This window comes from Pseudomonas sp. (assembly GCF_036387035.1).
Classification (GTDB): Bacteria; Pseudomonadota; Gammaproteobacteria; order Pseudomonadales; family Pseudomonadaceae; genus Aquipseudomonas.
The window spans coordinates 14,921-28,792 of sequence record NZ_DASVUM010000029.1; the positions used below are offsets into that span (position 1 = coordinate 14,921).

General features: G+C 61.1%; 10 protein-coding genes. 7 read left to right on the forward strand and 3 right to left on the reverse strand.

What is annotated here, in order from left to right; all coding sequences use genetic code 11:
- The first annotated feature begins 1 nt into the window (after position 1).
- From aroK to hemE, 6 genes are all read left to right on the forward strand, one after another.
- The gene (gene aroK / locus VF672_RS02860) at positions 2–520 is read left to right on the forward strand and encodes a shikimate kinase AroK (RefSeq protein ID WP_331101247.1); all 519 of its coding nucleotides are present in this window, start codon (positions 2–4) and stop codon (positions 518–520) included.
- A gap of 130 nt (positions 521–650) precedes the next feature.
- On the forward strand, positions 651–1,754 hold the full coding sequence (aroB, locus tag VF672_RS02865) for a 3-dehydroquinate synthase (protein ID WP_331101249.1): 1,104 nt from the start codon (positions 651–653) through the stop codon (positions 1,752–1,754).
- Between the two features lie 10 nt (positions 1,755–1,764).
- Positions 1,765–3,390, forward strand: coding sequence for an SPOR domain-containing protein (locus VF672_RS02870; RefSeq protein WP_331101252.1), 1,626 nt, complete (start codon positions 1,765–1,767; stop codon positions 3,388–3,390).
- Positions 3,391–3,750: 360 nt separating this feature from the next.
- Positions 3,751–8,196: a glutamate synthase large subunit gene (gene gltB / locus VF672_RS02875; RefSeq protein WP_331101254.1), complete on the forward strand. Its 4,446-nt coding sequence runs from the start codon at positions 3,751–3,753 to the stop codon at positions 8,194–8,196.
- Positions 8,197–8,311: 115 nt separating this feature from the next.
- Positions 8,312–9,730 (forward strand): FAD-dependent oxidoreductase, encoded by a 1,419-nt coding sequence (locus VF672_RS02880; RefSeq protein ID WP_331101256.1) that lies wholly within the window; start codon positions 8,312–8,314, stop codon positions 9,728–9,730.
- 219 nt (positions 9,731–9,949) lie between these two features.
- Complete coding sequence (gene hemE, locus VF672_RS02885) at positions 9,950–11,014, forward strand: uroporphyrinogen decarboxylase (protein WP_331101258.1); 1,065 nt, start codon at positions 9,950–9,952, stop codon at positions 11,012–11,014.
- A gap of 54 nt (positions 11,015–11,068) precedes the next feature.
- On the opposite strand, the gene VF672_RS02890 is transcribed toward hemE, so the two are convergent.
- The 3 genes from VF672_RS02890 to VF672_RS02900 form a co-directional block, all read right to left on the reverse strand.
- Positions 11,069–11,368, reverse strand: coding sequence for a HigA family addiction module antitoxin (locus VF672_RS02890; RefSeq protein ID WP_331101260.1), 300 nt, complete (start codon positions 11,366–11,368; stop codon positions 11,069–11,071).
- A 14-nt stretch (positions 11,369–11,382) separates the two neighbouring features.
- A complete protein-coding gene (locus VF672_RS02895; protein WP_331101262.1) occupies positions 11,383–11,661 on the reverse strand; it encodes a type II toxin-antitoxin system RelE/ParE family toxin in 279 nt (92 codons plus the stop codon).
- A gap of 102 nt (positions 11,662–11,763) precedes the next feature.
- Positions 11,764–12,978 (reverse strand): MFS transporter, encoded by a 1,215-nt coding sequence (locus VF672_RS02900; RefSeq protein WP_414705563.1) that lies wholly within the window; start codon positions 12,976–12,978, stop codon positions 11,764–11,766.
- Between the two features lie 166 nt (positions 12,979–13,144).
- Here VF672_RS02900 and VF672_RS02905 point away from each other — a divergent pair.
- The coding region (locus tag VF672_RS02905; RefSeq protein WP_331101264.1) for a LysR family transcriptional regulator at positions 13,145–13,872 on the forward strand (728 nt) is incomplete at its 3' end.

Below are 13,872 nucleotides of genomic sequence, written 5' to 3' on the forward strand. Positions count from 1 at the left end.
TGTGCGAAATTTAATTCTTGTGGGGCCGATGGGGGCTGGTAAAAGCACCATCGGTCGCTTGCTGGCCAAAGAGCTTCGACTGCCGTTCAAAGATTCCGACAAGGAAATCGAGCTGCGAACGGGTGCCAATATCCCCTGGATCTTCGACAAGGAAGGTGAGGCGGGCTTTCGCGATCGTGAACAGGCGATGATCGCCGAGCTCTGCGCACTGGACGGTGTGGTCGTGGCCACTGGCGGTGGCGCGGTCATGCGTGAAGAAAACCGCCGCGCCCTGCACGCCGGCGGTCGGGTGGTGTATCTGCACGCGTCGGTTGAGCAGCAAGTGGGCCGGACCTCGCGGGATCGCAACCGACCCTTGTTGCGCACCGCTGACCCGGCGCGGGTGCTGCGCGAACTGCTGGCGATCCGCGATCCGCTGTACCGCGAGATTGCCGATGTGATCATCGAAACCGATGAGCGGCCGCCTCGAATGGTGATTATCGACATCCTGGCCCTGCTGGCCGAGCTTCCTCCCCGTTAAAGCGCAGACGGAAATGCGCTATCCTCGGCGACCATAAAAAGTGGGGTCGTTACATGGCCTTGCGCCATAGCCGGTGTCGGCGTTTTTTCAAGCGCGCACGGGCAACCAATTGTTAACAGCGTGGGGACACATGCAGACACTCAAGGTCGAGCTTGGCGAACGCAGCTACCCGATCCATATCGGTGAAGGCTTGCTGGATCAGCCCGAATTGCTCAAGCCGTACATTGCCGGAAAACAGGTGGCAATCGTTTCCAACGCCACCGTCGCGCCGCTGTACATGGACCGCCTCACTCGCTCCCTCGCCGGTTACAGCGTCTTGCCGATCGTGCTGCCTGACGGCGAAGCCTTCAAGAACTGGGAAACCCTGCAAACCATCTTCGACGCGCTGCTCACCGCGCGCCACGACCGTCGCACCACTGTGATTGCGCTGGGTGGCGGTGTCATCGGCGACATGGCCGGGTTTGCGGCTGCCTGTTACCAGCGCGGCGTCGAATTCATTCAAGTGCCGACCACGCTGCTGTCGCAGGTCGATTCGTCGGTCGGTGGCAAAACCGGGATCAACCACCCGCTGGGCAAAAATATGGTCGGCGCGTTTTACCAGCCCAACGCAGTGCTGATCGATACGTTGTCGTTGAACACTCTGCCTGAGCGCGAACTGTCGGCCGGTCTTGCCGAGGTCATCAAATACGGTTTGATCTGTGACGAACCTTTCCTGACATGGCTCGAAGAGAATGTGGACAAGTTGCGCGGGCTGGATCAGGCCGCGCTGACCACGGCGATCGAACGTTCGTGTGCCGCCAAGGCTGCGGTGGTCGGCGCCGATGAGCGCGAGTCCGGCGTGCGTGCCACGCTGAACCTCGGCCATACGTTCGGCCACGCCATTGAAACCCATATGGGCTACGGCGTCTGGCTGCACGGCGAGGCGGTGGCGGCGGGCACGGTGATGGCGCTGGAAATGTCAGCGCGTCTGGGCTGGATCAGCGAACAGGAGCGCGACCGCGGCATCCGTATCTTCCAGCGAGCCGGCTTGCCGGTGGTTCCGCCGCAAGACATGACGCCCGAGCACTTCCTCGAGCACATGGCGGTGGACAAAAAGGTCATAGACGGTCGTCTGCGCCTGGTGCTGTTGCGTCGCATCGGTGAAGCAGTGGTGACTGACGAATATCCACAAGAAGTACTACAGGCCACACTGGTCGCGGATTACCGCGCCTTGGTGGATCAGCTTAGAGGTTAATGAGAAATCCATGACTAGTTTGCACGCCGATGAGGCCTTCCTCGGTCATTACCAGTTGAGTCATGACCCCTTCGCAACGCGGGTTCCCGGCTTCAAGTTCTTTCCGGCACAGCGCAAGCCCGTGCTGGGTCAGTTGCATCATCTCGCGCGCTACAGCCAGCTGCTGCTGGTGGTGACGGGCCCTCACGGCAGTGGCAAGACGCTGTTGCGTCAGGCGCTGGTGGCGAGCACCAACAAGCAATCGGTTCAGAGCGTTGTGGTGTCGGCGCGCGGTGCAGGGGATGCGACGGGCGTGTTGCGTCAGGTCGCACAGGCGCTGAACGTCGCCCAACCGGAAATGCGCCCGATCCTGTCGCAAGTCGTGCAGTTGGCGCTCACCGGCCAGGAAGTCTACATCCTGGTGGACGATGCCGAACAACTGGGCGAATCCGCACTCGAAGCGTTGTTGGGATTGGCAGCCGGCACCCCGGAAGGGCGCCCGCATGTCTTCCTGTTCGGCGAGGCTTCGATCATTGATCGCCTGGATCAGCTGTGCGCCGAGAGCGGTACCGAGGAAGAACGCTTCCACGTTATCGAGCTGGCGCCGTATACCGAAGAAGAAACCCGTGAATATCTGGCTCAGCGTCTCGAAGGCGCAGGGCAGGGCGTTGGATTGTTCAGCGCCGAACAGATCAGTGATATCCATGAGCAGTCCGGTGGATGGCCGGGCGCGATCAACCAGGTCGCGCGCGATTCGATGATCGAAGCCATGATTGCCAGCCGCTCTGCGGTCAAGCGTCCAAGTATGGGGTTCAAAATGCCTAAGAAACACGTGTTGGCTTTGGGTGGAGTGGTCGTTGCAGCCGTTCTCGCGGCGTGGCTGATTCCAGGCCGCAGCAACGCTCCCGCTACGGCCCCGGCCAACTCCCAGGCTCAACTGCCTTTGGGTCAGGGCCAGGCGCCTGCGCAACAATCGAACAACGGTGGCCCTGCCATCGAGTTCGCGGGTAACTCGCAGCCGATGCCGTTGCCGATGAACGGCTCTCAACCAGCGACGCGAGCGCCACTGGCTGAAGCTGCGGGCTCGGGCGAAGGCGATGGCGAAGATGGCGGCCCGGCCGCCAATCAGTCGCTGCAGCCACCGACCGTGACCACCACGGCGCCACCCGTCGGTGCGACGGCAAGTCCTGCTCCGAGCATGGCGCAGCAGCCGGTTCCAGCACCGCGCCCTGCACCTGCGGCCAAGCCGACGCCAGCTCCAGCGCCTGCTGCCAAGCCTGCGCCGGCGCCGACTCAGGTGGCCACCGCCAAGCCGGCTCCTGCTCCGACGCCAGCGGCCAAGCCGGCAGCTGCAGCGTCCGGCGCTGCGGGCAGTGGCTGGTACGCAGGCCAGGCTCCGACGCATTACGTGGTGCAGATCCTCGGCACCAGCTCCGAAGCGACTGCGCAAAGCTACGTGAAAGAGCAGGGCGGCGAGTACCGTTACTTCAAGAAAACCCTGCAGGGCAAGCCGCTGTTCGTGGTGACTTACGGCAGCTTCGCCGACCGCAATGCGGCGCTTACCGCTATTAAGGCCTTGCCAGAGAAGGTTCAGGCTGGTAAACCTTGGCCTCGCACTGTCGGCAGTATCCAACAGGAACTCGCCGCCGCTCGCTGATAACGCAGGGGCCTTATCCAGGCCCCTCGATTAGCCCTCCCGATAATCACGCATGAGCGTGCTGCCAATGAGCAGCGCGCCTTGTGGTGCCTGCGTCTCAGGCACGCATTGATCTTCGGGCTCTCATTGGTCAGACTCGCAAAAAAAGCTCTGGCTAGCACGAGAATCGATATAAAACCTTTCATGAATGCGACATAAATTTGCGACAGTTCGTCGCCAAATTTGTGAGGACTTGTGTCGCTGTGTACAATGACCTCCCTTTTGCTCCCGCAAAGCCGGCGTACGTTCGGCGTGGATGGTAAATGGTTGAATTGAAAAGAAATTTGCCTCGATAAGGGGCAGCCTGGTGAGAATGTGTCTATGAAAGCAGGTCTGTACCATCCAGAAGAATTCAAGGATAACTGTGGTTTCGGCCTGATCGCCCACATGCAAGGCGAGCCCAGTCATCATCTGTTGCAGACGGCTATCGAAGCCCTGACCTGCATGACCCACCGTGGTGGGATCAACGCCGACGGCAAGACCGGTGACGGTTGCGGGCTGTTGATGCAAAAACCTGACACCTTCCTGCGTGCGGTGGCCAACGAGCACTTCGGCGTCGAGCTTCCGCGCCAGTACTGTGCCGGCATGGTCTTCCTCAACCAGGACGACGCCAAGGCCGAAGCGGCCCGCGAAAACATGAACCGTGAAATCCTCGCGGCCGGCTTGACCTTGATCGGCTGGCGCCAGGTCCCGATCGACACCAGCGTGCTGGGCCGTCTCGCCCTGGAGCGTCTGCCGAAGATTGAGCAAGTGTTCATTGGTGGCGAAGGCCTGAGCGATCAGGAGTTCGCGATCAAGCTGTTCTGCGCTCGCCGTCGTTCCTCGGTTGCCAATGCGGCCGACACCGACCACTACATCTGCAGCTTTTCGCACAAGACCATCATCTATAAAGGCCTGATGATGCCGCGTGACCTCACGGCATTCTTCCCGGACCTCAACGACGAGCGCCTGCAGACCGCGATCTGCGTGTTTCACCAGCGTTTCTCGACCAACACCTTGCCGAAATGGCCGCTGGCTCAGCCGTTCCGCTTCCTCGCCCACAACGGCGAGATCAACACCATCACAGGTAACCGCAACTGGGCTCAGGCCCGTCGCACCAAGTTCACTAATGATCTGATGGACCTCGACGAACTGGGCCCGCTGGTCAACCGCGTGGGCTCGGACTCGTCGAGCATGGACAACATGCTCGAACTGATGGTCACCGGCGGTATCGACCTGTTCCGTGGCGTGCGCATGCTCGTGCCGCCGGCGTGGCAGAACGTCGAAACCATGGACCCGGATCTGCGCGCTTTCTACGAATTCAACTCCATGCACATGGAGCCGTGGGATGGCCCGGCCGGCATCGTAATGACCGAAGGTCGTCACGCCGTCTGCCTGCTCGACCGCAACGGCCTGCGCCCGGCGCGCTGGGTAACCACCAAGAACGGCTACATCACCCTGGCGTCGGAAATCGGCGTGTGGAACTACAAGCCGGAAGACGTGATTGCCAAGGGCCGTGTCGGCCCGGGCCAGATCTTCGCGGTGGACACCGAAACCGGGCAGATCCTCGACACCGATGCCATCGACAGCCGTTTGAAGTCGCGCCACCCGTACAAGCAGTGGCTGCGCAAGAACGCCCTGCGCATTCAGGCGACGCTGGAAGATCACGACCACGGTTCGGCGTTCTACAACCCGGATCAGCTCAAGCAGTACATGAAGATGTTCCAGGTCACGTTCGAAGAGCGTGATCAGATCCTGCGCCCGCTGGGTGAGCAGGGTCAGGAAGCGGTCGGCTCCATGGGCGACGATACGCCGATGGCAGTGCTGTCGCGTCGCGTCCGCACGCCGTACGACTATTTCCGCCAGCAGTTCGCGCAGGTCACCAACCCGCCGATCGACCCGCTGCGTGAAGCCATCGTCATGTCGCTGGAAGTCTGCCTCGGCGCCGAGCGCAACATTTTCCAAGAGTCGCCAGAGCACGCTTCGCGCGTGATTCTCAGCTCGCCGGTCGTTTCCCCGGCCAAGTGGCGCTCGCTGATGACCCTCGATCGCCCGGGTTTTGATCGTCAGATCATCGACCTGAACTACGACGAAGCCATGGGTCTTGAAGCTGCGGTGCGCAACATCGCGGATCAGGCTGAGGAAGCCGTGCGTTCGGGCAAGACCCAGATCGTCCTGAGCGACCGTCACATCGCACCGGGCAAGCTGCCGATTCACGCTTCGCTGGCCACCGGCGCGGTGCACCACCGCCTGACCGAAAAGGGCTTGCGTTGCGACAGCAACATCCTGGTCGAAACGGCGACGGCGCGTGACCCGCACCATTTCGCTGTGCTGATCGGCTTCGGAGCGTCGGCGGTCTATCCGTTCCTGGCGTACGAAGTGCTGGGCGACTTGATCCGTACCGGCGAAGTGCTGGGTGATTTGTACGAAGTCTTCAAGAACTACCGCAAAGGCATCACCAAAGGCCTGCTGAAGATCCTGTCGAAGATGGGCATCTCCACCGTCGCGTCGTACCGTGGCGCGCAGCTGTTCGAGGCCATCGGCCTGTCGGAAGAAGTCTGCGACTTGAGCTTCCGTGGCGTGCCGAGTCGCATCAAGGGCGCGCGTTTCGTCGACATTGAAGCCGAGCAGAAGGCGCTGGCCTTCGAAGCCTGGAGCGCGCGCAAGCCGATCCAGCAGGGCGGTCTGCTGAAGTTCGTCTACGGCGGCGAATACCACGCCTATAACCCTGATGTGGTAGCGATGCTGCAAGCCGCCGTGCAACAGGGCGATTACAGCAAGTTCAAGGAATACACCGCGCTGGTGGACAACCGTCCGGTGTCGATGATCCGCGACCTGTTCAAGGTCAAGGAGCTCGACACGCCGCTGGGCATCGACCAGATCGAGCCGCTGGAGGGCATTCTCAAGCGCTTCGACTCGGCGGGCATCTCGCTGGGCGCGCTGTCGCCGGAAGCGCATGAAGCCTTGGCCGAGGCAATGAACCGCCTGGGCGCGCGCTCCAACTCCGGTGAGGGCGGCGAAGACCCGGCGCGCTACGGCACGATCCGCAGTTCGAAGATCAAGCAGATCGCGACCGGCCGTTTTGGCGTAACGCCTGAGTACCTGGTTAACGCCGATGTGCTGCAGATCAAAGTTGCTCAGGGCGCCAAGCCGGGCGAGGGCGGGCAACTGCCGGGCGGCAAGGTCAACGGCCTGATCGCCAAGTTGCGTTATGCAGTGCCTGGCGTGACGCTGATCTCGCCACCGCCGCACCACGATATCTACTCCATCGAAGACTTGTCCCAGCTGATCTTTGACCTAAAGCAGGTCAATCCGGCCGCGCTGGTCTCTGTCAAGCTGGTAGCCGAAGCGGGCGTGGGCACGATCGCCGCCGGCGTGGCCAAGGCCTACGCTGACCTGATCACCATTTCCGGTTATGACGGCGGCACCGGCGCATCGCCGCTGTCGTCGATCAAGTACGCGGGCTCGCCGTGGGAAATCGGCCTGGCCGAAACTCACCAGACCCTGCGCGGTAACGACCTGCGCGGCAAGGTTCGGGTGCAGACCGACGGCGGTCTGAAAACCGGTCTGGACGTCATCAAGGCGGCGATTCTCGGCGCCGAAAGCTTCGGCTTCGGCACCGCGCCGATGATCGCGCTGGGCTGCAAGTACCTGCGCATCTGCCACCTGAACAACTGCGCCACTGGCGTAGCGACTCAGAACGACAAGCTGCGCAAGGATCACTACATCGGCACCGTCGACATGGTGATCAACTTCTTCACCTACGTGGCTGAGGAAACCCGCGAATGGCTGGCGAAGCTGGGCGTGCGTTCGCTGGAAGAACTGATCGGGCGTACCGACCTGCTGGAAATCCTGCCGGGCGAGACCGCCAAGCAGCAGCATCTGGACCTGACGCCGCTGTTGGGCAGTGACCACATTCCGGCCGACAAGCCGCAATTCAGCCAGGTCGAGCGCAACCCGCCGTTCGATAAAGGTCTGCTGGCCGAGAAGATGGTCGAACTGGCTATCTCTGCCATTCAGGCCAAGAGCGGCGGCGACTACGAACTGGATATCTGCAACTGCGACCGCTCCATCGGCGCGCGGATTTCCGGCGAGATCGCCAAGCTGCACGGCAACCAGGGCATGAACGATGCACCGGTGACGTTCCGCTTCAAGGGCACGGCCGGGCAGAGCTTTGGCGTGTGGAACGCCGGCGGCCTGAACATGTACCTGGAAGGCGACGCCAACGACTACGTCGGCAAAGGCATGACGGCCGGCAAGCTGGTGATCGTGCCGCCAAAAGGCAGCCCGTTCAAAACCCAGGACAGTGCCATCATCGGTAACACCTGCCTGTACGGCGCGACCGGCGGGAAGCTGTTCGCAGCGGGTACGGCGGGCGAACGTTTCGCGGTGCGCAACTCCGGTGCTCACACCGTTGTGGAAGGCACGGGCGATCACTGCTGCGAATACATGACCGGCGGTTTCGTTTGCGTGCTCGGCAAGACCGGCCACAACTTCGGCTCAGGCATGACCGGCGGTTTCGCTTACGTGCTCGATCAGGACAACACCTTCGTTGACCGGGTCAACCACGAGTTGGTGGAAATTCAGCGCATCAGCGGTGAAGCGATGGAAGCCTATCGCAGCCACCTGGAGCGCGTGCTGGCCGAATACGTGGCCGAAACCGACAGCGAATGGGGCCGCAATCTCTGGGAAAACCTCGACGACTACCTGCGCCGCTTCTGGCTGGTGAAACCCAAAGCCGCGAGCTTGAAGTCGCTGCTGTCGAGTACCCGCGCGAATCCGCAATAACAGCAGCGGCAAGCTTCAAGCCGCAAGCTAACGGCAGCGCGCGAGTGCCTGCGAACATGATTTTCTTGCAGCTTCAAGCTTGGCGCTTGAGGCTGTAGTCAGGAGTTTTAACACCATGGCTGAACGTCTCAGTAACGACTTCCAGTTCATCGAAGTCGGGCGTAAAGACCCGAAAAAGAAACTGCTGCGTCAACGCAAGAAGGAATTCGTGGAAATCTACGAACCTTTCAAGCCGCAGCAATCGGCCGACCAGGCCCACCGTTGTCTGGGTTGTGGCAACCCGTACTGTGAATGGAAATGCCCTGTGCATAACTTCATTCCCAACTGGTTGAAGCTGGTCTCGGAGGGCAACATCCTCGCGGCCGCCGAGCTGTCGCACCAGACCAACACCCTGCCGGAAGTCTGCGGCCGCGTGTGTCCGCAGGATCGTCTGTGCGAAGGGGCATGTACCCTCAACGACGGCTTCGGCGCGGTGACCATTGGCTCGGTCGAGAAGTACATCACCGACACGGCCTTCGCCATGGGCTGGCGCCCGGACATGTCTCGCGTCGTGCCGAACGGCAAGCGCGTGGCCATCATCGGCGCAGGCCCGGCGGGCCTGGGTTGCGCGGACATTCTGGTGCGCGGTGGCGTGAAGCCGGTGGTGTTCGACAAGAACCCTGAAATCGGCGGGCTGCTGACCTTTGGCATCCCAGAATTCAAGCTTGAGAAGAGCGTGCTGAGCAATCGCCGCGAAGTCTTTACCGGCATGGGTATCGAGTTCCGCCTCAATACCGAGATCGGCAAGGACATTACCGTCGAGCAGTTGCTGGAAGAATATGACGCGGTGTTCATGGGCATGGGCACCTACACGTACATGAAGGGCGGCTTCCCTGGCGAAGACTTGCCAGGCGTGCACGATGCGCTGGATTTCCTGGTCGCCAACGTCAACCGCAACCTGGGCTTTGAAAAGACGCCGGAAGATTTCGTCGACATGAAGGGCAAAAAGGTGGTGGTACTGGGCGGCGGTGATACCGCGATGGACTGCAACCGCACGTCGATCCGCCAAGGCGCCAAGTCGGTGACATGCGCGTATCGTCGCGACGAAGAAAACATGCCGGGTTCGCGCAAGGAAGTGAAGAACGCCAAGGAAGAAGGCGTGAAGTTTCTCTACAACCGCCAGCCTATCGCTATCGTCGGCGAAGATCGGGTCGAGGGCGTGAAAATGGTCGAAACGCGCCTGGGCGAGCCTGACGCGCGAGGCCGTCGCAGTCCCGAGCCGATTCCGGGTTCCGAAGAGATCATCCCGGCAGACGCTGTGGTCATCGCCTTCGGCTTCCGTCCAAGCCCCGCCTCCTGGTTCGATCCGCAGGGTATCCAGACCGACAGCCAGGGCCGCGTTGTGGCGCCGGAGCAGGGCCAGTTCAAGCACCAGACCAGCAACCCTAAGATCTTCGCTGGCGGCGATATGGTGCGCGGCTCTGACCTGGTGGTAACCGCGATCTACGAAGGCCGAAACGCGGCTGAAGGGATTCTGGATTATCTGGGCGTGTAATCGCGCTCATGGCTGTAGGCGCTGGCCCGCTGGCGAGAAACGATGACCCGGTCTGCCTGAAACCGCGGAGTTGTCGGATTCGCCAGCAAGCCGGCGCCTACAAATGAGCTGTGGCACATTGATGCGACTATCGCCTCGATAAATAAAAGGCACGGTACCGACCGTGCCTTTTGCGTTGGTGTCTGAGAAAATGCCCGCACTTTTTTTCCGGATGCCTACATGACTGCCCTGAAGAACGACCGTTTCCTTCGCGCCCTGCTCAAGCAGCCTGTTGACGTCACGCCCGTGTGGATGATGCGCCAGGCCGGCCGCTATCTCCCGGAGTACCGCGCCAGCCGCGCCAAGGCCGGAGACTTCATGAGCTTGTGCATGAACCCGGCGTTCGCCTGCGAAGTCACCCTGCAACCGCTTGAGCGCTACCCGCTCGACGCCGCCATTCTGTTTTCCGACATCCTTACTGTTCCCGATGCCATGGGCCTGGGCCTGTACTTCGAAACCGGTGAAGGGCCGCGCTTCCGCAAAACCGTCTCTACCCTGGCTGACATCGAAGCGCTGCCGATTCCAGACGCGCAGAAAGACCTCGGCTACGTCATGGATGCGGTCAGCACCATTCGCCGCGAGCTGAACGGCCGCGTGCCGCTGATCGGCTTCGCTGGCAGCCCATGGACCCTGGCGACCTACATGGTCGAAGGTGGCTCGTCCAAGGACTTCCGCAAATCCAAGGCCATGCTCTACGACAACCCGCACGCCATGCACCTGCTGCTGGACAAGCTCGCGCAGTCGGTCACGGCCTACCTGAACGGTCAGATCCTCGCGGGTGCGCAAGCGGTGCAGATCTTCGACAGCTGGGGCGGTAGCCTTTCGGCCGCCGCGTATCAGGAGTTCTCACTGGCCTACATGCGCAAGATCGTCAACGGCCTGATCCGTGAGCACGACGGGCGCAAAGTGCCGGTCATCCTCTTCACCAAGGGCGGCGGCCTGTGGCTGGAAAGCATCGCTGACGCCGGCGCCGATGCATTGGGCCTGGACTGGACGTGCGACATTGGCGAAGCTCGCCGCCGCGTCGGCAGCAAGGTGGCGCTGCAGGGCAACATGGACCCAACCGTGCTTTACGCCAACCCGAACGCCATCCGCCAGGAAGTGTCGAACATCCTCGCCAGCTATGGCAGCGGCACCGGCCACGTCTTCAACCTGGGCCACGGCATCACCCCTGAAGTCGACCCGGCCAACGCCGGCGCCTTCATCGAAGCGGTGCACGAAATGTCGGCGAAGTATCACCAGTAAGCGGTTCGCCAACATGAAAACGCCCGGCACATGCCGGGCGTTTTTGTGTGGAGTTCAGGCTGCTGTAATCGTTGGAGGGGCATACAACGGCGTGATAGGCGGCTGCTCCCGATGCTCGGCTTGCCATAGGTCGTGGCTCATCTGTAAATCCAGCCACATTCGTGCAGTGCTCAGGCCGGCACGTTCCAATCGTACCGCCAGATCGGGGCTGACCGGCGCATGGCAATTGATGACCCGAGACAACATTTCACGAGAAAAATGGAGTCGGCGCGCCATCTCGGCAATCTTGATACCCATCTCCGGAAGCATCTCCTGGATGATTTCGCCAGGGTGTGGAGGGTTATGCATTCTCATGACAGTGACTCCTGTCAGTGGTAGTCGAGATAGTTGACCAATTCGATATCGTTATCGATAAATCTAAAAATAATTCGCCAGTTTCCGCTCACAGATACAGACCAAAATCCGATCAGGTCACCCCTTAGAGGGTGCAACCTGAAGCCGGGTATATCCAGGTCATTAGCGTTTCGTGCAAAGGCCATAACACCAAGTAGCTGGCTGAGGCGTTTCGCATGATCGGGGCGAATCCCCTTTGTGCTTCCAGTCTCGAAAAAAGCCCTGAGGCCTTTATGTTTGAAGGTTCTGATCATCGTAGCAAAGCGTGAAGCAATTATTCACGCTTTACTGTCAGGCGGTGTGGATGCGATAGGGGTGAAACCGAGCCATATCTTGTGTGAAAACGCCTATATCCGTCAGACCTGCACATTCACCGCCAGCGGCTTCACCTTTGCCAGTTTCAATGCGACGGCGAGGGCGATCAGCAGCAGGGTGCCGATGAAGGCGCCGATGCCGTTCCAGCCGGCGTAATGCCAGAACACCCCGCCGCCGGTGCCCGCAACGCTGGAGCCTACGTAATAGCTGAACAAGTAAAGCGACGACGCCTGGCCCTTGGCTTTGATGGCACGGCGGCCGATCCAGCTACTGGCAACGGAGTGGGCGCCGAAGAAGCCGAAGGTGAACATCAGCACGCCGACGATCACCACCACCAGCGGGGTAAACATCGTCAGCGCTACGCCAACGAGCATCAGCACGATCACGGCCCACAAGACGTTGCGCCGGCCCAGCTGATCAGCCAGTGCGCCGATCTTCGCCGAGCTGTAGATGCCCGACAGGTACACCACCGAGAACAGGCCGACCACCGCCTGACTCAGGTTGTAAGGGTCGGCGAGCAAACGGTAGCCGATGTAATTGAACAGCGTCACGAACGCGCCCATCAGCAGGAAGCCTTCCAGAAACAGCCAGGGCAGCCCGGCGTCCCGGAACTGCAGGACAAAGCCTTCCAGCAGGCTGCGGCCGTTGAGCGGGCGGGCGCGGAAATTGCGCGACGGCGGCAGGATTTTCCAGAACACCCCGGCCGCGCCCAGCGCAATGACGCCCATGATCAACAGCGCGGTGTGCCAGCTGACGTAATCGCTCAAGACCCCGGTGATTACTCGCCCACTCATGCCGCCGATAGCGTTGCCGCCGATGTACAGGCCCATTGCCAAGCCAATGTGCTGCGGGTGAATTTCTTCGCTGAGGTAGGTCATGGCGACGGCAGCAAGCCCGCTCAGCGACAGCCCCACGAATGCCCGTGTGATCAGCACCCCTTCCCATGTCGGCATCAGGGCGCTGGCGATGGTGAAAAGGGCGGCCGAGAACAGCGAGAACACCATCACCGACTTACGGCCCAGACGATCAGAGATGGGGCCGGTGATGAGCAATCCGATGGCCAGCATCGCGGTAGACACCGAAAGGATCATGCTGCTTTGGGCCGCATTGATGGAAAAGTCCCGCGACAGCACCGGCATCATCGGTTGCACGCAGTACAGCAGCGCAAACGTGGCGAAGCCGCCGGAAAACAGCGCCAGGACGGTACGCATGAACGCAGGCGTGTCCTTCTCGATGTAGGTATCGCCCAACGGGATGGCCGCCCTAGCGAATTCGGCAGGCTCGGCAGGGGATGCAGCAGTATTCACGGTTGACCTCAGACGGGAGTGCGGACGCAATGGCGAAAGAATATAGCCGGCTAACGATTGCTTCCAATATATTGTTCGACCTGTTTGATAGGTTTAACGACCTAATGGAATGCTCATGGAATTACGTCACCTGCGTTACTTCATTGCGGTCGCAGAAGAGCTGCATTTTGGACGTGCTGCGCTGACGCTCGGCATCTCGCAACCACCTCTGAGTCAGCAGATCCAGGCGCTGGAGCAAGAGCTCGGCGCGCGTCTGTTTGAGCGCACCAATCGACGGGTGGCGCTGAGCGAAGCGGGTCGGTTGTTCCTTGATGAGGCGCGTCTGGTGCTGGCGCAGGTCGAGAAAGCCTCGGACGTGGCCCGGCGCGCGCAACTGGGAGAACTGGGCGAGTTGAAGATCGGCTTCACCGCGTCCGCGCCCTTCACCTCGAGCATTCCGCAGGCCATTTTCGCGTTTCGCCAACGTTATCCTGCGGTGCATCTGGCGCTTCAGGAAATGAGCAGTCGAGAAGTCGCCGAGCGGCTCGAGAATGAGTCGATGCAGGTGGGCATCATGCGGCCCCTGCCTTTGCCGGATTCATTGGTGGCGGTCGAATTATTGCGCGAGCCGTTGGTGGCGATTCTTCGTTCGGACCATCCACTGGCGTCGGGTTCGGAGCACGGTATTCACCTGCGAGAGCTGGCCAGCGAGCCGTTTGTGTTCTTCCCGCGCAGCTATGGCAGCGGGCTGTACGCGCAATTGCTGGATCTGGCCCGGGAGGCGGGCTTCAGCCCGTTGTTCACTCAGGAGGCGGGGGAAGCGATGACCATCATTGGCCTGGTGGCGGCGGGGCTGGGCGTGAC

Bases quoted from the DNA above. Each gene is read 5' to 3' on its own strand.
- VF672_RS02895 (WP_331101262.1), bottom strand. From the start codon at position 11,661: ATGATCAGAACCTTCAAACATAAAGGCCTCAGGGCTTTTTTCGAGACT.
- VF672_RS02890 (WP_331101260.1), bottom strand. From the start codon at position 11,368: ATGAGAATGCATAACCCTCCACACCCTGGCGAAATCATCCAGGAGATG.
- aroB (WP_331101249.1), top strand. From the start codon at position 651: ATGCAGACACTCAAGGTCGAGCTTGGCGAACGCAGCTACCCGATCCAT.
- hemE (WP_331101258.1), top strand. From the start codon at position 9,950: ATGACTGCCCTGAAGAACGACCGTTTCCTTCGCGCCCTGCTCAAGCAG.
- gltB (WP_331101254.1), top strand. From the start codon at position 3,751: ATGAAAGCAGGTCTGTACCATCCAGAAGAATTCAAGGATAACTGTGGT.
- VF672_RS02880 (WP_331101256.1), top strand. From the start codon at position 8,312: ATGGCTGAACGTCTCAGTAACGACTTCCAGTTCATCGAAGTCGGGCGT.
- VF672_RS02870 (WP_331101252.1), top strand. From the start codon at position 1,765: ATGACTAGTTTGCACGCCGATGAGGCCTTCCTCGGTCATTACCAGTTG.